Source organism: Paenibacillus sp. Y930, from assembly GCF_056786375.1.
The window spans coordinates 1-21,584 of the sequence record NZ_JBXCIX010000012.1; the positions used below are offsets into that span (position 1 = coordinate 1).

Here is a 21,584-nt window from a genome sequence, read left to right on the forward strand (position 1 = left end):
CAAGCGAAGATAGAAAAATACATCGGAAGCATAGATTCAAATGATTCACTTTGGAGTTTTACCTTTCACATCCAGTTTTGAGGGCGCAAACCCTTGTATTTCAACTATAATTTTACCGAAAAGTATAGTTGACAAGTTCATCTCAATCCAGTAAGATGGACAAGTCTCAAATGTGGCGGTGTAGCTCAGCTGGCTAGAGCGTACGGTTCATACCCGTGAGGTCGGGGGTTCGATCCCCTTCGCCGCTACCACAAATGGAGGATTAGCTCAGCTGGGAGAGCATCTGCCTTACAAGCAGAGGGTCGGCGGTTCGAACCCGTCATCCTCCACCATAAAAATTTCAAAACATTAGCGCGGGGTGGAGCAGTTGGCAGCTCGTCGGGCTCATAACCCGAAGGTCACAGGTTCAAGTCCTGTCCCCGCAACCAATTTTTATGGAAACTTTTCAATAATACGGAGCTGTGGTGTAGTGGCCCAACATGCCTGCCTGTCACGCAGGAGATCGCGAGTTCGAATCTCGTCAGCTCCGCCATTTAATTTCTATTATGTTTGGCTCGGTAGCTCAGTCGGTAGAGCAAAGGACTGAAAATCCTTGTGTCGGCGGTTCGATTCCGTTCCGAGCCACCATTTTTACAACCGTGGAGGATTAGTGAAGTGGCTAAACACGGCAGACTGTAAATCTGCTCTCTTCGAGTTCGGTGGTTCGAATCCATCATCCTCCACCACTTCTATTTTAATAGGAGCCATTAGCTCAGTTGGTAGAGCACCTGACTTTTAATCAGGGTGTCGAAGGTTCGAGTCCTTCATGGCTCACCAGTTATTAATCGAACAGAGAGGGAAACCTCTCTTTTTTTGATTTTAAAATGTATTTATCTTATAATTCTACTTTTGAAATATCTCTTAAAAGGGGAGGTCGCCTGGTCATTCTCACAATGACTAAGCGACCTCCCCTTTTTGTATATTACTGTAAGTATTTCTTAAGCTCTTGAACGATTTCTGAAAGTCGAAGTTCTGTGTCTGCATCTAATGTAAATACATATTCACCAGTTTCAAGCTGCTCACGAGTAACGGCTGAATCTGTAGCATACATGCTCTTCGTATATTGTCGTGCACCCATAGAAGCAAGCACAGGTTTCAAGGAATAATCGATAGCGAGTAGATGTGACATTGATCCTGCGATAAAGACAGGTGTAATAATTTTTCCTTCGAATCCTTTTTGCGGCAGTAAATCAATATATGCTTTTAATACACCAGTAAATGAAGCTTTGTATACTGGGCTTGCAATAATAACAGCATCTGCCTGTTCAATTAGCTCATTTGCAGCGATAATATGTGGACTCATAAAGCGTGTATATACTAGATCCTCCGGGGGAAGATCTACAACATTAACAGCAGCAGTTTGAAATCCAGCTTCGGTTAATGCTTGACGAATATAGTTAGTCATACCGTTAAGGCGCGAGCTAGCGTTCGGACTACCTGATAAAATAACAACTTTACACATGATTTTACAGTATCCTCCTAAAACTTTTTATAATCTAAATAATAAGCTTCTTGTTAATAAAAAGTAGCTTCGAAAGCGTAGACCTAAAACTTTTTATAATCTAAATAATAAGCTTCTTGTTAATAAAAAGTAGCTTCGAAAGCGTAGACCTAAAACTTATTATAATCTGAATAATGAGCTTCCTGTTAATAAAAGTAGCTTCGGAAGCGTAGAACTATATAATTAGATCAATATAAGTGCATGTTAGTTTTGAACTTCATCTATAAGTGTATAAACTGTTATCAAGCGTATCATGAACTAGCGATAAGGGTCAAGAAACAAGAACAGAGCTTTTTTGTATCCGGCACTAATTAATATGGTACAATGACGGAAACTGCAGCAATGGGAGAGTGTCTAGTATGGGCGTTATAGATATGACCAAACAATTAGAACAAATATTGAATTGTTCTGTTATACGCAGCAATAGAAGTTTGGAGGATATTGCCCTTTTTATGGGACCTTCGTACGAGAATGCTACTATAGAAAAGGGACAGTATATAGAAGGAAATTATGATTGTTGGTTAGTTATGGATTTATTTGCAGAGTATTGTGAGGTCATTGAGTTTCAGCAGAAAACTTTGAGTACAACAGAAATGCAGCTTATTGCAATACTTTTATTGAATAGAACAAGTGTTACGCTTGATAACCAATATGCAGGAATGACGATGATTGAGAAGCAGGCAACGAAATTAGGCGAATGGCTTCAAAGTCAAATGGATGCTCATGCAACGAGGTCGAATATACCTGAGCATCTTATTATGTCAAGCTCCTTGTATCACGAAATGGTTCCTATTCTATTAATTGCTGATAGCTCTATACAATCCCATAGTAGCTACCCAGAGCTGGACAAGCTCCTTCGCTCTTTTCTATCTGAAGATGTTCTGCTTATTCCACTGCCGAATGATGAGTGGTTAATATGGGGACCGACTTCATTGCTAAGAGATGATGATTCCTCAGATTCTGATCATATAGATGAGGAGACGCTGGAAGATAGTTTATCTAATATTGCGCATGGTTTACATGATATGCTAGCTAGTGAATGGATTGGTGAAAGTCAGATCGCCATAACCTATCCGATCGTACCAGCTAAATCGATCGTTGAAACAATCGGGCAATTAAGAGAAAGTATTCATATTGGACGCAAATTTCATGTTGGAACCAATATACATTTGCCATGGTTGCTTCAATTAGAAGTATTGCTGCATGCGATACCCGAAGTGCATCGTCAGAAGTATTTAGAGCAATCATTGAAACGTGCAGATCTTTTTGTAGAAACAGAAATGCTAGCTACTTTAGAAACATTTTTCAGCTTGGATTGTAATGTTAGCGAGACAGCCAAGAAATTATATATTCATCGAAATACACTATTATACCGTTTAGATAAGTTGAAGCAGGAGACAGGACTTGATGTAAGATTGTTCCGCGATGCCGTATTAGTGAAGATTATTTTACTATTGTACAAAGTTACGAAAACACATTAATTTTTTTGTAAAGTATGTGCATAGTCAACTAACCGTACTTAGGATAAGATAAGGACATAAGAAAATTTCACTTTAGGGGGAAATACACATGGCAGGCGTACGTTTAGAAGGACTTTATAAAAAATACCCAGGAAGCGACAAAGCTTCTGTAACTGATGTTAGTCTTGATATTAAAGACAAAGAATTTTTGGTGCTAGTTGGTCCGTCTGGTTGTGGTAAATCTACAACTCTTCGTATGATCGCTGGTCTTGAAGAAATTTCTGAAGGTAAACTATTCATCGGCGACCGTTTGGTAAACGATGTAGCTCCAAAAGATCGTGACATTGCGATGGTATTCCAATCTTACGCTTTGTATCCACATATGAACGTATACCAAAACATGGCTTTTGGTTTGAAGCTTCGTAAATTCAAAAAAGCTGATATCGACAAACGTGTTCGTGAAGCAGCTGCAATTCTAGATATTACACATTTGTTGGAACGTAAGCCTAAAGCTCTTTCTGGTGGTCAACGTCAACGTGTTGCACTTGGTCGTGCGATCGTTCGTGAGCCTCAAGTATTCCTTATGGATGAGCCGCTTTCTAACTTGGATGCAAAACTTCGTGGACAAATGCGTGCGGAAATCTCTAAATTGACTAAACGTCTAGAGACTACAACAATTTATGTAACGCATGACCAAATCGAAGCAATGACAATGGGTGATCGTATCGTTGTAATGAAAGATGGTTTCATTCAACAAACAGCTTCTCCTGAAGAACTATACAACAGCCCAGTTAATATCTTTGTTGCTGGTTTCATCGGATCTCCGTCTATGAACTTCATCACTGGTTCAATTACAGAGCAATCTGGCGAAGTTAAGTTCAAAGCTAGTGGTGTAGACGTAGTTGTTCCAGAAGGTAAAGCAGCTACACTTCGTTCTAAAGGATTTATTGGTAAAGAAGTTGTTCTAGGTATTCGTCCTGAGGATCTTCATGAAGAGCCTGTATTCTTAGAAGCTTCACCAAAAACTATCGTTTCAGCTAACATCGAAGTTGCTGAAAACCTTGGTCATGAAATGTATCTATACCTTAACGGTATCGGCACTGATTCTGTAATCGCTCGTGTAGATGGTCGTTCTACTCTACGTGATGGCGCTACAGTTAAACTTGCAATCGACATGAACAAAGTTCATATGTTCGATAAAGAAACAGAACTTAACATTTTCGAAAGCTAAATTGTTATTAAGGCCTCACTGCAAACTATTGCAGTGGGGTTTTATTTATTATTGGGATATTTTATCCATTGTAAAGAGCCCTAACATTGCGTTTAGGCTCTTTTTGCTATACCATTGAGACATGATATATGATGGTTTATGGATTGTCATTGGAGGAGGAAATAAGTATGCCGAAGAAAGTAAAGGTAGCTGAACTTGTTAGACATTTCCAACTGGAAGTTCTATCGGGGGAAGATGGATTAAAACGATTAATTACCGTAGATGATTTGTATAGACCTGGCTTAGAAATGGCTGGCTATTTTCACTATCACCCAATCGAGCGCATTCAAATATTAGGTCGTACAGAGATTTCATTTATTAGTATGCTTCCGAGTGAAGAAAGACGCGAACGTATGCGCAAAATTTGTTTGGAAGAAACACCATGTATTCTTATTTCTCGCGGCTTGGAAGCACCAGCTGAGCTTATTGAATTTTCTAATGAAACTCAAATCCCTGTACTACGCAGTAATATTGCAACAACGATTCTATCTAGTCGCATTACAGATTTTCTTGAAAATAAATTAGCACCAACTGCCACCATTCATGGTGTACTAGTCGATGTGTATGGTGTAGGTATGCTAATTACTGGCGGTAGTGGTATCGGTAAAAGTGAAACTGCACTAGAATTAGTGAAGCGCGGACATCGATTAATTGCTGATGATGCGGTAGAAATTAGACAAACTTCAGATGGTAAGCTAACGGGTACAGCGCCTGAACTTATTCGTCATTTACTGGAAATTCGTGGACTAGGTATTATCAATGTAATGACTTTGTTTGGTGCGGGTGCTGTTCGTACACAGAAACGAATCGGACTAGTTATTCGTCTGGAAAATTGGCAACAGGATAAACAGTATGATCGTTTGGGACTTGATGAGGAAAAAACACAAATCATTGAGACGCATGTTCCACTTGTAACAATACCTGTAAGACCTGGACGTAACCTTGCTGTCATTATTGAAGTAGCAGCTATGAATTTCCGCTTGAAACGTATGGGCTACAATGCTGCCCTGCAATTTACGAATAAGCTAACGGAAACGATTGCCGATGATATGGAAGATTACGATTGATTAAGAAGTTATGTTACAGCAAGACGGTGAATAGAAAGGGTGAATGTAGTTGGAGTTAGTGCTTAATCCGGTTATGCTAGAAATCGGTCCGTTAATCATTCGTTGGTATGGTGTCATTCTTGCATTAGGTGCTGTAGCAGGTCTGCTATTAGCTATTCAAGAAGGTAAACGTTTTAGTATCAAGTCTGAATTTTTTATGGATTTATTATTAATAGGAGCCCCTACTGCAATTATTGCTGCACGGATTTATTACGTAGCTTTCCAGTGGGATCATTATAAAGATAATTTAATGGATGTATTCAAAATATGGGAAGGCGGCATTGCGATCTATGGCGCAATAGCAGGGGCGCTTATATGTGGATACTTCTTCAGCAAAGCAAGAGGATATAGTTTCTGGAGAATTGCGGACATTTGCGCACCAGGCCTATTAATTGGTCAAATGATTGGACGTTGGGGTAACTTTGTTAACCAAGAGGCTTATGGTGGTCCAGTAGAGGAATCATTTTTAAGAGATACATTACATATTCCGGGCTTTATAGTTGAACAGATGTATATTGTTAAGGAAGGGATATTTGTTCATCCAACGTTTTTGTATGAATCGTTATGGAGTTTAGTGGGACTAGCGATATTGTTTGTCATCCGTCGTCGCAAATTCTTGCGTGAAGGTGAATTAATTGCTACGTATATTGGTTGGTATTCTATCGGTCGTTTCTTCATAGAGGCGCTTCGTACTGATAGTCTTGGCTTTGTTGGTCCAACATGGTTAGCTAATCTAATTAATGGCTTATGGACACCGATGGAAGTTGTATTCCAGCAAGGGTATATGTCACCGTCTTACGGAAATATTCGTAGTTCGCAGTTAGTAGCATTGCTGCTTGTTCTAGGAGCAATTATTTTCGTTGTTGTGCGTCGTCTTAATATTAAATCAATTACGTACTACAATGATCCCCTTATTTGTACTAAGGTAGCTGCTGTTGTAGGAGTGGATCAAGTAGCAAATACAAATAGCGATACAAAGAAATCCCCAAAGAAAAAAGCTGATAGTTCAACTGCTATAGTTGATTCTAAAACGGATTCAACCAAGAAAACTGATAACCAAGGTTCAGATTCGAAGGCAGACCATCATTCTGATGGAGTTAGTCAAGCTGATTCATCGGGCGGAGATAGTGGTGGCGGAGAATAATTAACACAAATGATACGATTAAAGGATGGCATAAAATGAGAGCATACGATACGGTGCTATTTGATTTGGATGGCACAATACTAGATACAAATGAATTAATTATTAGATCATTTATTGAAGCGCTACAAGGTACGGTGGCTGACGATTTTAATCGGGATCATATTATTCCGTCAATGGGAGCACCGTTAGTAGATCAGATGAAACGTTTTTCAGGATTAGATGACGTCGAGCATCTTGTTGTGGCTTATCGTGAAGTTAACTTGCGTCTACATGATGAGTATGTAAAGGCTTTTGATTATGTAATAGAAGTGCTGGAACGTCTACAGACTGCTGGTGTGAAGATAGGTGTAGTAACTACGAAGATGCGTTTAACAACGGATCGTGGATTAGCCTTTGTTGATATCGCCAAATATATGGGCGCAGTCGTTACGATCGATGATGTAGTCAATGCTAAGCCTCATGCTGAGCCTGTTGAGAAGGCATTAGCATTACTGGGCGTAGGTCCGGAAAAAGCATTGATGGTCGGTGATAGTACGGTAGATATATTATCAGGCATTAATGCTGGAGTAGATACTGTAGCTGTAGCTTGGTCTATGAAGGGCGAGCAGGTGTTGAAAGAAGCAGGAGCGACATATGTCATTCATGATATGCGCGATCTTTATGCGATAGTAGGATTGGAGATTAACTAATTTGCGGAAAATTACTCGGTATCCAGTAGAAGGACCTAATGCATTGTGGCAGGTCTATTCTACAGTGAGTTATTGGAAATCTATTCGTAACTTTATAGCTATTCAACTTGCGCGATACTGCCCTTATCTTCCGCTGAAAAATTGGATCTATCGGCGCATATTAGGTATGAAGGTCGGGAAACATACTGCATTTGCGTTAATGGTAATGGTGGATGTGTTTTTCCCTGAAAAGATTACCGTTGGTAACAATAGCATTATTGGATACAATACGACGATCTTGACGCATGAATACCTTATTAAAGAGTACCGCCTTGGTGAAGTGCATATTGGAGCTAATGTGATGATTGGTGCGAATTGTACGATACTACCGGGTGTTACAATCGGCGATCATGCTGTAGTTGCTGCTGGCTCGCTTGTACATAAAGACGTAGCACCCAATAGCTTTGTAGGTGGTAATCCGATGACCGTAATAGCAAAGCAGAGGAACGAGTAAATGATATGCCCTTATTGCAAATATCTGACCATCAGATGTAGCGATAAGGGTATATTTGTATGCACTTGACTTTACTTATTATTACATGCTAAAATAGCAAAAACCTTTAATTTATTAGCATGGTAATATAGCAACGCTTTAATATGATAAAGAACTGAGGAGAACGGATATGTCTAAGCCTAAAGTATTTGAAAAACCAATTGGTTTAAAGGATTATTTGCCGAGTGTTGTGAAAAAACTTCGTGCAGTTGAACATAAAGTATTGAATTGCATGGAAGGATGGGGCTACGAGCAAATTATTACCCCTACGATGGAGTTTTACGATACGGTCGGTGTCGCAAGCTCAACATCAGATGAGAAGCTATTTAAGTTGTTGAATAATCGCGGTACGACGCTTGTGTTGCGCTCTGATATGACGGCACCTATTGCAAGGGTTGTATCTTCTTTACTGAAAGATCAGCAATTTCCACTACGCTTATCGTATCATGCCAATGTGTTTCGTACGATTGAAGAAGAAGCGGGTCGCGAAGCTGAATTTTTCCAGACAGGTGTAGAGCTTGTTGGAGATTCTTCGCCTGAGGCTGATGCTGAGGTTGTTGCATTAGCGATTGCTTCATTGAAAGCAGCAGGTGTGAAAAAGTTCAAAATTGCGATTGGCCATGTTGGTTTCTTGAACGGATTACTTGAAGAGGCATTGAAGGATCGTCTAGAGGATCAAGCTTCGTTGAAGGAAAAGTTGTTAAGTAGAGATTATGTTGGTTATAGAGATCAGCTTAATGGGCTACAATTAACGGATTCCGTTCGCAAGGAGCTGTCAGACCTTCTGCGCTTACGTGGTGGGGAAGAAATTTGTGAACATGCATTAACGGTAAGTAGTAATGAGACAGCAAGAGAAGCTATTCAACATCTATGTGCGATTTGGGCAGTGCTTGAAGCGTATGGAGTGTGTGAGCATGTTCTCATTGACCTGACGATGATTGGTGACTTCTCCTATTATACAGGTATGACATTTGAAGGCTATGCAGCAGATCTAGGATTCCCGGTAGTAAGTGGCGGACGCTACGATAATTTGTTATCGCAATTCGGTAGACCGGCTCCAGCAACGGGATTTGCTTTGAAAACAACACGAATACTGGAATTACTAGGTAATGAACAAGAGGAACAAACAGACAAGACGTTAATTATATATGATGAGCAAGGTCGCTTAGAAGCGCTGCAGCAGGCTCAAGCATTAAGAAGTGAAGGAATGTATGTCATTACTAGTAAAGTGTCTGAGCTACCAGCAGGATTTGCGTTAGACGGCGAGATGTCATACCAAGGCGTAACGTACACTACGGTGAAGACATATATGGGCGAAGGAGAGAAAGCGTAATGAACGGAAATCATGAAAACGTGCTAAGAGTTGCCATGCCTAAAGGACGTATCTATAAGCAAGCATCCAAATTATTTCGCGATGCAGGGATACCAATTCCGACCGAATATGATGATACTCGTAAATTAATTATTGAACTTCCCGAAGCGAAGATGGAATTCATTATGGCGAAGCCTGTTGATGTTCCGACTTATGTTGAATATGGAGTAACAGATATCGGAATTGTCGGAAAAGATGTATTGATGGAAGAAAATAGAGATGTATACGAGCTGCTCGATCTAGGTATTGCGAAATGCCGTATGAGTGTTATTGCTCTGCCAGATTGGAAGCAAACGTTTCATCCTCGAGTGGCGACGAAATATCCTAATGTTGCTTCTGCCTATTTCCGTGAGCTAGGTCAGCAAGTAGAAGTTATTAAATTAAATGGCTCTATCGAGCTAGCTCCAATGATCGGTCTTGCTGATCGCATCGTTGACATGGTCGAAACAGGCCAAACGTTGAAAGAGAATGGTTTAGTGGAGCAAACAGAGATTTTCGAAATTACAAGTAGATTGATTGCCAATCGTGTAAGCTATAGAATGAAAAATGAACGTATTCAAAGCTTATGTGATTTGTTACAAGAGACGTTAGCAGCACGAGGTTAACTCATCATTTTGCAGGCAAAGAGTATGATCAATAAGTGATATATAGTATCATTACAGTTAGTGTATCTACATAATAATAAGACTAACTGTGAGTGGAAAGGAAGCATGATGACATGAGTATGCGATTATTAAAGCCTGAACAATTTGGCTTAAAGCGAGAAGTTGAATATGGCACACCAGAGCAAAATGCGGCGGTAGAGCAAATTGTAGCGGGCATTAAAACCAGTGGTGATGAAGCACTATTACAATATACAGAGCAATTCGATCATGTGAAACTAACAGCACAGCAGCTAAGAGTTACCGATGAAGAAATTCAAGCTGCCTATGCTCATGTCGAAGATGATTTTCTTATTGCGATACGTGAAGCAGCTCACAATATCCGGAAATTCCATGAAAAGCAACTGCGTAATTCTTGGATAGATCTGTCACCAGACGGTACGATGTTAGGGCAAATTATGCGACCGCTGAAGCGGGTAGGGGTCTATGTACCAGGTGGTAAAGCAGCATATCCTTCATCTGTATTGATGAATGTCATTCCGGCGCAAGTAGCTGGCGTTCCTGAAATCGTAATGGTCACTCCACCGTCAACTGGCGGCAAGGAAGGTATTGATCCTTATATCCTTGTAGCGGCAGCGGAAGCGGGTGTAAAGGAACTATATCGCGTTGGTGGTGCGCAAGCGATAGCGGCATTAGCTTATGGAACAGAAAGTATTACTCCAGTTGATAAAATATGCGGTCCAGGTAATATTTATGTTGCACTAGCTAAACGTGCTGTATTTGGTGTTGTCGACATTGATAGCATTGCAGGACCTAGTGAAATTGTTGTATTAGCTGATGATACGGCTGATGTTCAATATATTGCTGCAGATCTACTTTCACAGGCTGAGCATGATGAGATGGCTTCTGCTATTCTAGTTACGCCATCTGTTGCGCTTGCTGAGGCGGTTATTGAAGAGGTGGAACGTCAGCTTGCGACATTGCCGCGTCATGATATTGCTCGAGCTTCCATTGATCAATATGGAGCTGTGTTACTAACAGAAAGCATTGAAGAAGGTATTAAAGTAGTGAATCAGCTTGCTCCGGAGCATCTTGAAATTATTACGGAAGATCCGATGAGCTTGTTAGCGTCTATTGAAAATGCAGGAGCGATCTTCCTTGGACCGTACAGTTCAGAGCCTGTGGGAGATTACTTCGCAGGACCGAATCATATTATTCCAACGAATGGAACGGCACGTTTCTCATCTCCTGTTAATGTAGACGACTTCTTGAAGAAATCAAGCTTAATCTACTATAGCAAACAAGCGTTAATGAGCAATGGAGACAAAATCATGACGCTTGCTCGTCATGAGGGGCTAGAAGGACATGCTCGCGCGATCGAAATGCGTTTGAATAAAGAAAGACAATAACCTATTTGCTAGCTTGTAGATGCCTATATAAAGCGTCTGTAAGCTAGCTTAACTTGGATTGAACGGATAAACCTACTTGAAAGCAAACATATAATAGAAAGAGGATGATTATAGATGACAGCACAATCTACTCGCGAAGCTTCTATTGTTCGCACAACGAAAGAAACAGATATTAAGTTAGCCTTTAATGTTGATGGTCAAGGAGAATCAACCATTCAGACGGATGTTCCATTCCTTAATCATATGCTCGATGCATTTACGAAGCATGGTCATTTCAATTTGAATGTTGATGCAAGGGGTGATATTGAAATAGACGATCACCATACAGTTGAAGATATCGGCATTGTGCTTGGTCAAGCATTGCTGCAATCGCTAGGGGACAAATCCGGTATTAAGCGCTGTGCAAGTGTCTTTGTTCCAATGGACGAAGCGTTAGCGCAAGTTATTGTTGATATTAGTAATCGCCCACACTTTGAATATCGTGCCCAGTATCCAGCTGCCCAAGTAGGAAGCTTTGCGGTTGATCTGGTTCATGAGTTTCTATGGAAATTCGCGCTAGAATCACGGATTACATTGCATGTTATCGTACATTATGGTTCTAATACACATCATATGATTGAAGCTATATTCAAAGCATTAGGAAGAGCATTGGACGAAGCGACTAGTATTGATCCGAGGGTAAAGGGAGTTCCTTCCACAAAAGGCATCCTTTAATAAGGAAGTTCAAAAAATGGACTTTGATAACGATGGGTATGCTGACGTAGCATATTCGACATCGCATCTGAAGCGCTACTTGGAAAGTACGGTTCGCATGTACCAATAACGTACATTTGCGCTTCCGCCTTTCTCAAGTAGCGTTTCACCTGCTCGGTTCTGAAAGCCCACTTTTTGAACCTTCATTGGAAGCCTATTGTAGGGGCTGAAGAATGAGAATAAGGAAAAAATTTTCTTTATTAGAGGAAGCTCGAACCATCTGACTGTGATCACGATGTAATACTGCGTAGATGATTTGGCGACGAATATGGAGCGAACACGCTCTACCTATATAGAAAGTGGGATTTAACGATGATCGCAATTATTGACTATGGGATGGGTAATTTACATTCTGTAAGTAAGGCAGTTGAGCGTCTGGGCTATGAAACGGTAGTAACAGGGGATGCTAACGCGATTATGTCTGCAGATGCTGTTATATTGCCAGGAGTTGGCGCCTATGGTGATGCTATGCAGCATTTGCGTGAGACTGGACTTGCTGAGGTAACAAAGCAGTTTGCTGCAACGGGTAAGCCTTTGCTTGGTATCTGTCTAGGGATGCAATTGTTATTTGAGCAGAGCGAGGAATATGGTATACATCCAGGTCTTGGCCTGCTGCAAGGTGAAGTTATTCGCTTTAAGGGGGATTTCAAAATTCCCCATATGGGCTGGAATATGTTACAGTTTTTGCAGCAATCCCCATTGTTTCATAACTTAACGGAAGGGCATGTATATTTCGTTCATTCGTATCATGTGCTACCGGCGAATAAAGACAATTTGCTAGCGATTGGAGATTATTACGGACCGGTAACGGCGATCGTCGGCAAAAACAATATATACGGTATGCAATTTCACCCCGAAAAAAGTGGTGAGCTGGGCATGCAGTTATTACAAAATTTCTTAACTTTATCGGGATGTTCAAAAAGTGGACTTTGATAACGATGGGTATGCTGACGTAGCTTACTCGACATCGAATATGAAGCTAATTTGGGAAGTCCGGGACTCGTGTACCAATAACGTACACTGGAGCGTCCTCCTTCCTAAAATTATCTCCATCTTCTCGGTTCTGAAAGCCCACTTTTTGAACCTTCATTGTAAAAGGAAGCTCAAAAAACTTCACAAAAAGTAAAGCGTATGCTTACGAAGTAACTTTTTGTTCGCAGGATGCAGTTTATATAGATTCACAAAAAGTAAGTCACATGCTTCCGATGTAACTTTTGATTACGAGAAGTGGATCGAGAAGTAACTGAAAAGTTTTAGGAGGGATAACGATGCTGGCTAAGAGAATCATTCCATGTCTCGATGTTAAGGATGGTCGTGTTGTAAAGGGAGTTAATTTCGTTAATTTGCGTGATGCTGGAGATCCTGTTGAACTTGCTGCAACGTACGATCAAGAGGGGGCTGATGAGCTAGTATTTCTTGATATTTCAGCTTCGGTAGAAGGACGTGCAACGATGATTGAAGTCGTTCGTCGTACGGCAGGGGAAATTACAATTCCATTTACAGTTGGTGGCGGGATATCAAGTGTTGATGATATGACACGTATATTGCGCGCCGGGGCAGATAAGATCGGGATTAATACGGCGGCTGTGCTTACACCTGAACTGATTACGGAAGGGTCACGCCGATTTGGAGCGCAATGTATCGTTGTTGCCATTGATGCTCGTTATAATAAAGAATGGCAGGACTGGGAAGTATATACACATGGCGGTCGCAAGCCGACCGGTATGCATGCTGTTGAATGGGCTCGCAAGGTTGAAGAACTTGGAGCAGGTGAAATATTGCTAACAAGTATGGATGCAGATGGTACGAAGGATGGCTTTGATATTGGCTTAACAAAAGCTGTTGCAGCTGCGGTAGGCATTCCTGTTATCGCTTCAGGTGGAGCGGGTAAGGTTGAGCACTTTGCTGAAGTATTCAAAGAAGCTAATGCAGATGCCGGGCTTGCAGCGACAATATTCCACTACAAGGAAATGACCATAGCTGAAGTGAAGGAAGATCTGCGTTCAAAAGGAGTAGAGGTACGATGAGTTTGAACGATATTAAATGGGATAGTAACGGGTTAGTACCCACAGTTGTCCAGGATGCGCAAAGTAAAGAAGTGCTTATGCTTGCTTATATGAATGAACAATCATTATCGTTGTCTCAGGAGTCAGGCTACACTTGGTTCTGGAGCCGTTCTCGTAATGAACTATGGAATAAAGGCGCAACTAGCGGTCATAAGCAACGTATTGTTAGTATGTCTTATGATTGCGATGGTGACACATTGCTTGTTAAGGTGATCCAGTCGGGTCCTGCCTGTCATACAGGTAGCTATAGCTGCTTTACAAATGAGCTTGAAATTGCTGATCAGCTAAGCGCACAACATGCACTAGTCGAGCAAGACCGTTTCAGTATGCTGACTCAGCTTGAGCAAACTATTGCACAGCGACATGCCGAGCGTCCAGCAGGAACGTATACGACTTATTTATTCGACAAAGGTGTCGACAAAATTTTGAAGAAAATTGGCGAAGAAAGTGCGGAAGTTATTATCGCTACGAAAAATGATGATAATGATGAATTACGCTCAGAAGCGACCGATCTTATATACCATCTTTCCGTGTTAATGCGCGAGCGTGGGCTATCTTGGGATGATATTATGAGCGAGCTAAAATCGCGTGAAGGCAAGCAAACAACGAATAAAATGCGATAGTTTTTATTATTGTCGAAAAAAAGTATTAATCTCTTTTTGAATTATTGACAAATCAATGTATAATAAGACAAGAAGTAAGCTCATGTTTACATTTAATTTATATGGTTGAAACGCTCAGGAGGGTATCATGTTAAGCGACAAGGTGCGTATATTTTCGGGTTCATCCAATCCCGCTCTAGCTCAAAAGATTAGTGAACAACTTGGTGTACCGTTAGGGGCTATCAAACTTTCCCGCTTTAAGAGTGGTGAGATTTATGTCCACTATGAAGAGACGATTCGGAATTGTGATGTGTTCCTAGTACAATCTTTTTCTCATCCGATCAACGAGCACTTCATAGAATTGCTAGTTATGATCGATGCTGCGAAGCGTGCTTCAGCGCGTACGATTAATATTATTATGCCGTACTATGGCTATGCTCGTCAGGAGAGAAAAGCAGCTCCACGCGAACCAATCTCAGCTAAAATGTTAGCTGATGTATTAACGACTGTAGGAGCTACACGTGTAGTGACAATCGATTTACATGCACCGGCAATTCAAGGTTTCTTCAATATTCCAGTTGACCACTTGACGGCATTAGATCTTATTAGTTCTTATCTACAATCTAAGAATATTAAGAACCCGGTTGTGGTTTCACCAGATGCTGGTCGTGCATCTACAGCAGAAAAGCTAGCGAACTATTTGGATACATCATTTGCTATTATGATTAAAAAGCGTACGGCACACAATGAATCATCGATTACTCATGTTATTGGTGATGTTGCAGGTCAGACGCCAATCATTATTGAAGATATGATTGATACTGGTAGTACGATTGTTAATGTTGTGGAAAGCTTGAAGGAACACGGCGCTGAAGATGTGTATGTATGTGCGACCCACCCGTTATTCTCAGGTAATGCGATTACGAGATTAGATCACCCTAGTATCAAAGAAGTGATCGTAACCGATACTATTGCTTTACCAGAAAATACGCCAGATCGCTTCAAGATTCTGACAGTGGCACCACTATTAGCGGAAGCTACGAAAATTATTTTGGATGGTGGATCAATTAGTACACTATTCAAAAATAATGGTGTCTAGTAGCAGCGTTTCAAAAAAATGAGTTAAACATATAAACCGCGGACGACTAGTCATCCGCGGTTTTTGTTTTCCAATTGTAGTTTTCAAGAGCGACTATGTTATAATCGAATCACTACAGAAGAAGGAGGTGCCTTGTTGATGAATAGAAACAAAAAGGTAGTAGGAGAAAATCGTAACATTATATCGATACAAATGGATGCTAACTTTTTCTATGAGCGAGCACTGCGCTCCTTGGATAGATTTCACTATGACAAGGCACTCAAATATTTTCAAAGAGCCGTCGATTATGAGCCAAGCAATCCTATTAACTATTGCAACATAGCCGGTGTATTATCGGAAATAGGTAAATATGGTGAATCCAATCACATTTTACAAAAAGTAATTGATGAAATAGATCCGAGTATGACGGAATGTCATTTCTACATGGCGAATAATTTTGCGAATATGGAGTTTTTTGAAGATGCTGAACGAGAGCTTATTCAATATTTGCAAAAAGACGAGGAAGGTCAATATTTAGAGGAAGCTGAAGAGATGATTGAATATCTTGAGCTAGAGCTTGAACGACCGACTTCAATAACGAAAGTAAAAGCAAGGGCAGGCGTCTATGAACATATTCACGCGCGTGAGTTGCTTGAGAAGGGGCAGTATGCTGACGCTATCCAATTACTTCAGACGATAACGAAAGAAAATCCCGATTTCCTTGCTGCACGTAATAATTTGGCGTTAGCGTATTATTATGTTGGCTTCAAAGCGGAAGGGAAACAAGCGATTGAAGAAGTTCTGATCGAGGAGCCTGGCAACTTGCATGCACTTTGCAATCTGGCATTGTTCTATCATTACGAAGGTGAAACAAGCGCACTGCATGCTTTACTGCAAACGTTGAAAAATATTGATCCCTTTTATCAAGAGCATACGTTCAAGATGGCTACTACAATGGGCATATTGAAGGAGCATCGGATTGCACTTCGTCACTTTTCTCGGCTAATTAGAGAAGGCGAAGCGAAGAAAGATACTTGTGTCTATCATTTTGCAGCTATAGCGGCTTGTAATATTGCAAAGTATGATGTAGCCAAAAAATATTGGGAAATGTATAAGGCGATGGATGAACATTCCTCCATTCCGCAATATTTTTTGGAATTATTGAATATTATTAAGCATGAACCATTGAAATCGTCTCTTACCTATAGTTTTTATCATTCAGTAGAAGAGCAAATGGCGGCATGGGAGCATCAAGCCTCTGAACGTGGAGTAGCTATTGAACCACAATTATTGAAAGCATTTTTCTATTGGGCACTACAACATGGCAATTATGCTGCGAAGCTGAAAAGTATTCAAGCAATGGAGTCTTATGCAGATGAACAAGTAGCTATAGTGATGAGGCAGTTTCTATTGTTACCGGATGAAGATGATTATTTGAAACAAATTGCAATGTTTGTTCTTCGTTCGATGGGTGTGAATGAAGCATTCCACGTGATGATTAGTGGACAAAAAATAAATGTTGAAGCTGAGCGCGTACCTGCTATGCCATCTCCGGAGCTAATATATGCTGATCTGAACTGGGAAGAAGTTGCTCAACTTGCCATCACCAAAACGGCAAAGTATTTTAATGTAATAGAGCAGCATGATATGATTACGTTGTGGATTAACTTCTTAAGTAAAAGCTCCAGAACTGCACCGAAGTTGAATAAAATTGAAGCTTGGGCTGCAGCGATAGAGTATTTAACTGCAAAAATGTACAAACGATCGGTTACGTATCATGATGTTGCCCTTCGTTATGGCACGAGTATTTCTACAGTTAGCAAGCGTGTCAAACAAATTGATGAAATATGTGAAGTGAAGAGAAAGATGAAATCAATGACATATTCTTGGATGATGACATGAAAGAAGTGCAACAAGCAGCAACCTTAATCTAGTAGTATTCGAGCGGCTGAAAAGACTATGCTATGTGAGAAAATCCATAGGCAATAGTCTTTTACTGTTTATAATATGGTAATGTTAGATGGTAATTTACGATGCTTGACCATTGCGTTTACAACGCTTATAGTTGAAATGGAACTTTATATTATGAACGAGGTGACTTTGTCATGTCTGAAAAAATTTATGTTGGTGTTGACGTTGGCGGTACAACTGTAAAGCTAGGAATTTGTAATTCAGAAGGTACATTATTACAAACATATGAAGGACCAACAGAGGTTAACAAAGGATCAGATGCTATTCTTCATAATATTGCACAGTACGTCCAATTAATTGTTGAACAATCTGATTATGAATGGGAGCAAGTCAGCGGTGTTGGTATTGGTATCGCAGGCTTCTTAGATATCCCTAATGGAATAATAAAGCAATCACCGAATTTAAATCTAAATAATGTTGATCTTAAAGGCTTTTTGGAGAAAGAGCTTAATACAATAATAAGAGTAAACAATGATGCAAACGTTGCAGCGCTAGGAGAAGCTTGGGCTGGAGCGGGACGTGGTATTGCCAATTGCGTAATGTATACACTTGGTACTGGCGTTGGTGGTGGAATTATTATTGACGGTAAAATTGTGGAAGGGTTCCAAAGCGTTGCCGGCGAGATCGGTCATATGGCCATCGTACCGGATCTTGAAGCAATTCAATGTGGCTGCAGTAAAATGGGTTGCCTCGAAACCGTTTCTTCTGCTACAGGTATTATTCGTATGGCTAAGGAAGCCGTTGCACGCGGGGATCGTACTTCTCTAGTAGATGTTGAAGAAATTATGGCTAAAGACGTTCTTGATGCAGCGAAAGCAGGCGATGAAGTAGCGACACGAATCGTTGCGCGCGCAGCTTATTACCTTGGTCGTTCTATGGCAATGATGTCCGTTATTTTGAATCCAGAATATTACATTATCGGTGGTGGCGTTGCTAAAGCTGGTGATTTCTTATTTGATCAGATTAAAGAAGTATTTGAAAAATATACGCAAGAAGCTTCGAAAACCAGTGTTAAGATTGTACCTGCGGTGCTAGGAAATAACGCTGGTGTAGTTGGCGCGGCTGGTCTAATTCTAAGAGGATAGTAGGTGTTGCTAGGTGGGAGCGACAACGACTTTGTCACAACTTGTTATTATTACTGGGATGTCTGGTGCAGGAAAAACAATTGCGGTTCAAAGCTTAGAGGATCTAGGCTTTTTCTGCGTAGACAATTTACCACCAGTGCTTATTCCAAAATTTGCTGAATTGATCGAGCAGTCCAATGGAAAAATCGGCAAGGTAGCTTTAGTTATCGATTTGCGTGGTCGAGAATTTTTTACATCTCTATCTGAATCGCTTGATTATATAAGTGAGCATCATACAATTAATTCTGAAATTTTATTTCTAGATGCGAAGGACGAAACACTTATTCAGCGTTATAAGGAAAGTAGACGTAGACATCCCATGTCTCAGCATAGTATGCCATTAGAAGGTATACGCGCAGAACGAACATTGTTAGAGGATTTGAAAGGAAAAGCTTCATTAGTTATTAATACTAGCGATCTGAAGCCGGCCATGCTGAAGGAACGTATTATTAATCATTTTGGTCAGATGCAATCCAAATCTTTAACGGTAAATATTACTTCTTTTGGATTCAAATACGGTATACCACTGGATGCAGATCTCGTATTTGATGTACGTTTTTTGCCGAATCCACATTATATTGATGAGCTTCGTCCTAACACTGGCAAACATCCTGATGTATTCGAATACGTTATGAAATGGCCAGAAACGCAAAAGTTTTTGGGGAAATTAGTAGATATGTTAGAATATCTTATTCCTCAATATGATGATGAAGGAAAAAGTCAGATCGTAATCGGAATAGGGTGCACGGGTGGAAAGCATCGCTCAGTAGCTATCTCTGAGTACTTAGGTACGGCTTTGAAACTTAAAGATTCAGAACAGATTCGAGTTAGTCATCGTGATTCAGAGCGCGACAGGCAGTAATGAGAGGAGGGCATGCTTATCGTGCAGAAGGATGTCGGACGCCCTAAAATAGTTGTAATTGGTGGAGGAACTGGCTTATCGGTTATGTTAAGAGGGCTGAAAGAAAAGCCTTTAGATATTACAGCGATCGTTACCGTTGCTGATGATGGTGGTAGCTCTGGTATTCTACGGAATGAACTACATATCCCTCCACCTGGAGATATTCGAAATGTGTTATCGGCGTTGGCAGATGCGGAGCCATTACTAACGGACGTATTACAATATCGCTTTACATCAGGGACAGGATTAGCGGGCCATAGCTTGGGTAATCTAATGTTAGCAGCGATGACGGATATTTCTGGTGATTTTGTAACGGGCGTGAAGCAGCTTAGTAAAGTTCTAGCTGTAAGAGGAACGGTATTGCCTGCTGCCAATGGTGCAATTGTATTGAAGGCTGAGATGGAAGATGGAACGATTATTACTGGTGAATCGATGATTCCAAAAGCTGGTGGAGCGATTAAGCGTGTCTTTCTAGAACCGCAGGATGTCGAGCCACTGCCAGATGCTGTTGAAGCAATCAAACAGGCGGATGCGATTCTTATCGGTCCAGGAAGTCTTTACACTAGCATCATGCCGAATCTAATGGTTCCTAAGCTAGCGCAAGCTATTGTAGAATCAGCAGCAGTAAAATTATTCGTTTGTAACGTTATGACACAGCCAGGTGAAACTGATAACTATTCTGTTAGTGATCATCTAGATGCGATCTACGATCATATTGGTCATCATTTGTTCGATTATGTTATTGTAAATAATGGTGAAATACCTCCTCACGTAGAAAGTAAATACGCGGAGATAGGTGCAAAAGCAGTGCAACTAGACATTGATGAAGTAACAAAGCGAGGTTATCATGTTATTGCGGATCAACTCGTATTATTCCGTACGTTTTTAAGACATGATGCGGAGCGATTAAGCCATCATATTTACAAACTAGTTGAGAACTGGATGCTTAGAAAGAGGTGAGATGAAATGTCTTTTGCGGCACAGACCAAGAAGGAATTAACGATGATTCAGACAGATAACTGTTGCGAAAGAGCAGAATTAGCAGCTCTTATGCGCATGAACGGATCTGTCAGTTTATCGAGCCGCAAGGTCGTATTAGATATTTCAACGGAAAACGCTGCGATTGCTCGTAGAATATATACACTCGTGAAGAAGCACTTTGAAGTACACGTCGAATTGCTTGTTCGTAAAAAAATGCGCTTGAAAAAGAATAATGTTTATATTGTTCGGATGCCTGAGCGAGTGCAAGAAATATTGAGTGAGTTGAAAATTGTGTCTGAAGGATTTATGTTTACCTCAGAGATAGATAAAGATATTATTAAGAAGAATTGCTGCAAGCGTTCTTATTTACGAGGAGCTTTTCTAGCCGGTGGTTCAGTTAATAATCCAGAAGGATCTTCCTATCATCTAGAGATATCATCGATGTATGAAGCACATTGTAAGTCATTAGTCGATCTTGCTAATAAATTTTATTTGAATGCCAGGTGCATTGAACGCAAAAAGGGGTTTATTTTTTACATCAAAGAGGGCGAGAAAATTATTGAGTTGCTTAACATAATCGGTGCGCATCAAGCCTTATTCAAATTTGAGGACGTAAGGATTATGCGTGATATGCGTAACTCAGTGAATCGAATCGTCAATTGTGAAACTGCTAACTTGAATAAAACGATTGGTGCTGCGGTAAGACAAATCGATAATATAAAGCTTCTTGAAAGAGAATTTGGTCTTGAAAACTTACCTGATAAAATTCGTGAGGTAGCTGAAGTACGCTTACAGCATCCTGATTTGAACTTAACGGAAGTTGGAGAGATGCTTAAAGTGAAAGTAAGTAAGTCGGGTGTTAATCATCGTTTACGCAAAATAGACGAACTTGCTGATAAAATACGAAATGGTTCAACTTTATCCTAGTAGAAACAGTGCGAAAATGGTATAATAATTTGTAAAGCTTTAATTATGAACGATTGT

20 protein-coding genes and 7 tRNA genes are annotated in these 21,584 nt (G+C 40.5%); 26 read left to right on the forward strand and 1 reads right to left on the reverse strand.

Annotation, left to right across the window (positions count from 1 at the left end; genetic code table 11):
* Window positions 1–174: 174 nt before the first annotated feature.
* The 7 genes from AC1TO5_RS20145 (at window position 175) to AC1TO5_RS20175 (ending at window position 816) form a co-directional block, all read left to right on the forward strand.
* A tRNA-Met gene (locus AC1TO5_RS20145) sits at window positions 175–251 on the forward strand.
* Between the two features lie 5 nt (window positions 252–256).
* Window positions 257–332: transfer RNA gene (locus AC1TO5_RS20150), tRNA-Val, on the forward strand.
* Between the two features lie 20 nt (window positions 333–352).
* Window positions 353–428: transfer RNA gene (locus AC1TO5_RS20155), tRNA-Met, on the forward strand.
* A gap of 27 nt (window positions 429–455) precedes the next feature.
* A tRNA-Asp gene (locus tag AC1TO5_RS20160) sits at window positions 456–532 on the forward strand.
* Window positions 533–551: 19 nt separating this feature from the next.
* A tRNA-Phe gene (locus tag AC1TO5_RS20165) sits at window positions 552–627 on the forward strand.
* A 13-nt stretch (window positions 628–640) separates the two neighbouring features.
* A tRNA-Tyr gene (locus AC1TO5_RS20170) sits at window positions 641–725 on the forward strand.
* Window positions 726–740: 15 nt separating this feature from the next.
* A tRNA-Lys gene (locus AC1TO5_RS20175) sits at window positions 741–816 on the forward strand.
* A gap of 145 nt (window positions 817–961) precedes the next feature.
* Here the strand turns inward: AC1TO5_RS20175 and ssuE are convergent.
* On the reverse strand, window positions 962–1,501 hold the full coding sequence (ssuE, locus tag AC1TO5_RS20180; protein ID WP_482064640.1) for an NADPH-dependent FMN reductase: 540 nt from the start codon (window positions 1,499–1,501) through the stop codon (window positions 962–964).
* Window positions 1,502–1,899: 398 nt separating this feature from the next.
* Here ssuE and AC1TO5_RS20185 point away from each other — a divergent pair, with 398 nt between their 5' ends.
* The 19 genes from AC1TO5_RS20185 (at window position 1,900) to whiA (ending at window position 21,527) form a co-directional block, all read left to right on the forward strand.
* Complete coding sequence (locus AC1TO5_RS20185) at window positions 1,900–3,021, forward strand: PucR family transcriptional regulator (RefSeq protein WP_482064641.1); 1,122 nt, start codon at window positions 1,900–1,902, stop codon at window positions 3,019–3,021.
* Between the two features lie 88 nt (window positions 3,022–3,109).
* The gene (locus tag AC1TO5_RS20190) at window positions 3,110–4,231 is read left to right on the forward strand and encodes an ABC transporter ATP-binding protein (protein WP_482064642.1); all 1,122 of its coding nucleotides are present in this window, start codon (window positions 3,110–3,112) and stop codon (window positions 4,229–4,231) included.
* A 167-nt stretch (window positions 4,232–4,398) separates the two neighbouring features.
* On the forward strand, window positions 4,399–5,337 hold the full coding sequence (gene hprK, locus AC1TO5_RS20195) for an HPr(Ser) kinase/phosphatase (protein WP_482064643.1): 939 nt from the start codon (window positions 4,399–4,401) through the stop codon (window positions 5,335–5,337).
* A 73-nt stretch (window positions 5,338–5,410) separates the two neighbouring features.
* Window positions 5,411–6,520 (forward strand): prolipoprotein diacylglyceryl transferase, encoded by a 1,110-nt coding sequence (lgt, locus tag AC1TO5_RS20200; protein WP_482064677.1) that lies wholly within the window; start codon window positions 5,411–5,413, stop codon window positions 6,518–6,520.
* Window positions 6,521–6,555: 35 nt separating this feature from the next.
* Window positions 6,556–7,209, forward strand: coding sequence for a pyrophosphatase PpaX (gene ppaX, locus AC1TO5_RS20205; RefSeq protein WP_482064644.1), 654 nt, complete (start codon window positions 6,556–6,558; stop codon window positions 7,207–7,209).
* Between the two features lies 1 nt (window position 7,210).
* On the forward strand, window positions 7,211–7,702 hold the full coding sequence (locus tag AC1TO5_RS20210) for an acyltransferase (RefSeq protein WP_482064645.1): 492 nt from the start codon (window positions 7,211–7,213) through the stop codon (window positions 7,700–7,702).
* Window positions 7,703–7,871: 169 nt separating this feature from the next.
* Entirely contained in the window at window positions 7,872–9,074 is a 1,203-nt protein-coding gene (locus AC1TO5_RS20215) for an ATP phosphoribosyltransferase regulatory subunit (RefSeq protein WP_482064646.1), read from the forward strand.
* Window positions 9,074–9,718 (forward strand): ATP phosphoribosyltransferase, encoded by a 645-nt coding sequence (gene hisG / locus AC1TO5_RS20220; RefSeq protein ID WP_482064647.1) that lies wholly within the window; start codon window positions 9,074–9,076, stop codon window positions 9,716–9,718. The genes AC1TO5_RS20215 and hisG overlap by 1 nt, the downstream gene beginning before the upstream one ends.
* Before the next feature lie 119 nt (window positions 9,719–9,837).
* Window positions 9,838–11,124 (forward strand): histidinol dehydrogenase, encoded by a 1,287-nt coding sequence (hisD, locus tag AC1TO5_RS20225; protein WP_482064678.1) that lies wholly within the window; start codon window positions 9,838–9,840, stop codon window positions 11,122–11,124.
* Window positions 11,125–11,238: 114 nt separating this feature from the next.
* Window positions 11,239–11,838, forward strand: coding sequence for an imidazoleglycerol-phosphate dehydratase HisB (hisB, locus tag AC1TO5_RS20230; RefSeq protein WP_482064648.1), 600 nt, complete (start codon window positions 11,239–11,241; stop codon window positions 11,836–11,838).
* Between the two features lie 351 nt (window positions 11,839–12,189).
* Window positions 12,190–12,810 carry an imidazole glycerol phosphate synthase subunit HisH gene (gene hisH / locus AC1TO5_RS20235; protein WP_482064649.1) on the forward strand — a complete coding sequence of 207 codons (621 nt, stop codon included), beginning with the start codon at window positions 12,190–12,192 and terminating at the stop codon, window positions 12,808–12,810.
* Window positions 12,811–13,145: 335 nt separating this feature from the next.
* Window positions 13,146–13,904 (forward strand): imidazole glycerol phosphate synthase subunit HisF, encoded by a 759-nt coding sequence (gene hisF / locus AC1TO5_RS20240; protein WP_482064650.1) that lies wholly within the window; start codon window positions 13,146–13,148, stop codon window positions 13,902–13,904.
* On the forward strand, window positions 13,901–14,566 hold the full coding sequence (hisIE, locus tag AC1TO5_RS20245) for a bifunctional phosphoribosyl-AMP cyclohydrolase/phosphoribosyl-ATP diphosphatase HisIE (protein ID WP_482064651.1): 666 nt from the start codon (window positions 13,901–13,903) through the stop codon (window positions 14,564–14,566). The genes hisF and hisIE overlap by 4 nt, the downstream gene beginning before the upstream one ends.
* A 127-nt stretch (window positions 14,567–14,693) precedes the next feature.
* A complete protein-coding gene (locus AC1TO5_RS20250) occupies window positions 14,694–15,644 on the forward strand; it encodes a ribose-phosphate diphosphokinase (protein ID WP_482064652.1) in 951 nt (316 codons plus the stop codon).
* Between the two features lie 138 nt (window positions 15,645–15,782).
* Window positions 15,783–17,525 (forward strand): tetratricopeptide repeat protein, encoded by a 1,743-nt coding sequence (locus AC1TO5_RS20255; RefSeq protein ID WP_482064653.1) that lies wholly within the window; start codon window positions 15,783–15,785, stop codon window positions 17,523–17,525.
* 203 nt (window positions 17,526–17,728) lie between these two features.
* Entirely contained in the window at window positions 17,729–18,679 is a 951-nt protein-coding gene (locus AC1TO5_RS20260; protein WP_482064654.1) for an ROK family glucokinase, read from the forward strand.
* A 31-nt stretch (window positions 18,680–18,710) separates the two neighbouring features.
* Window positions 18,711–19,580 (forward strand): RNase adapter RapZ, encoded by an 870-nt coding sequence (rapZ, locus tag AC1TO5_RS20265; protein WP_482064655.1) that lies wholly within the window; start codon window positions 18,711–18,713, stop codon window positions 19,578–19,580.
* A 21-nt stretch (window positions 19,581–19,601) separates the two neighbouring features.
* The gene (locus AC1TO5_RS20270; RefSeq protein ID WP_482064656.1) at window positions 19,602–20,579 is read left to right on the forward strand and encodes a gluconeogenesis factor YvcK family protein; all 978 of its coding nucleotides are present in this window, start codon (window positions 19,602–19,604) and stop codon (window positions 20,577–20,579) included.
* 6 nt (window positions 20,580–20,585) lie between these two features.
* Window positions 20,586–21,527, forward strand: coding sequence for a DNA-binding protein WhiA (gene whiA, locus AC1TO5_RS20275; protein WP_482064657.1), 942 nt, complete (start codon window positions 20,586–20,588; stop codon window positions 21,525–21,527).
* Window positions 21,528–21,584: the final 57 nt, after the last annotated feature.

Coding starts and splice junctions, on each gene's coding strand:
- ssuE (WP_482064640.1), bottom strand. CDS start 1,501: ATGTGTAAAGTTGTTATTTTATCAGGTAGTCCGAACGCTAGCTCGCGC.
- AC1TO5_RS20185 (WP_482064641.1), top strand. CDS start 1,900: ATGGGCGTTATAGATATGACCAAACAATTAGAACAAATATTGAATTGT.
- AC1TO5_RS20190 (WP_482064642.1), top strand. CDS start 3,110: ATGGCAGGCGTACGTTTAGAAGGACTTTATAAAAAATACCCAGGAAGC.
- hprK (WP_482064643.1), top strand. CDS start 4,399: ATGCCGAAGAAAGTAAAGGTAGCTGAACTTGTTAGACATTTCCAACTG.
- lgt (WP_482064677.1), top strand. CDS start 5,411: ATGCTAGAAATCGGTCCGTTAATCATTCGTTGGTATGGTGTCATTCTT.
- ppaX (WP_482064644.1), top strand. CDS start 6,556: ATGAGAGCATACGATACGGTGCTATTTGATTTGGATGGCACAATACTA.
- AC1TO5_RS20215 (WP_482064646.1), top strand. CDS start 7,872: ATGTCTAAGCCTAAAGTATTTGAAAAACCAATTGGTTTAAAGGATTAT.
- hisG (WP_482064647.1), top strand. CDS start 9,074: ATGAACGGAAATCATGAAAACGTGCTAAGAGTTGCCATGCCTAAAGGA.
- hisD (WP_482064678.1), top strand. CDS start 9,838: ATGCGATTATTAAAGCCTGAACAATTTGGCTTAAAGCGAGAAGTTGAA.
- hisB (WP_482064648.1), top strand. CDS start 11,239: ATGACAGCACAATCTACTCGCGAAGCTTCTATTGTTCGCACAACGAAA.
- hisH (WP_482064649.1), top strand. CDS start 12,190: ATGATCGCAATTATTGACTATGGGATGGGTAATTTACATTCTGTAAGT.
- hisF (WP_482064650.1), top strand. CDS start 13,146: ATGCTGGCTAAGAGAATCATTCCATGTCTCGATGTTAAGGATGGTCGT.
- hisIE (WP_482064651.1), top strand. CDS start 13,901: ATGAGTTTGAACGATATTAAATGGGATAGTAACGGGTTAGTACCCACA.
- AC1TO5_RS20250 (WP_482064652.1), top strand. CDS start 14,694: ATGTTAAGCGACAAGGTGCGTATATTTTCGGGTTCATCCAATCCCGCT.
- AC1TO5_RS20255 (WP_482064653.1), top strand. CDS start 15,783: ATGAATAGAAACAAAAAGGTAGTAGGAGAAAATCGTAACATTATATCG.
- AC1TO5_RS20260 (WP_482064654.1), top strand. CDS start 17,729: ATGTCTGAAAAAATTTATGTTGGTGTTGACGTTGGCGGTACAACTGTA.
- whiA (WP_482064657.1), top strand. CDS start 20,586: ATGTCTTTTGCGGCACAGACCAAGAAGGAATTAACGATGATTCAGACA.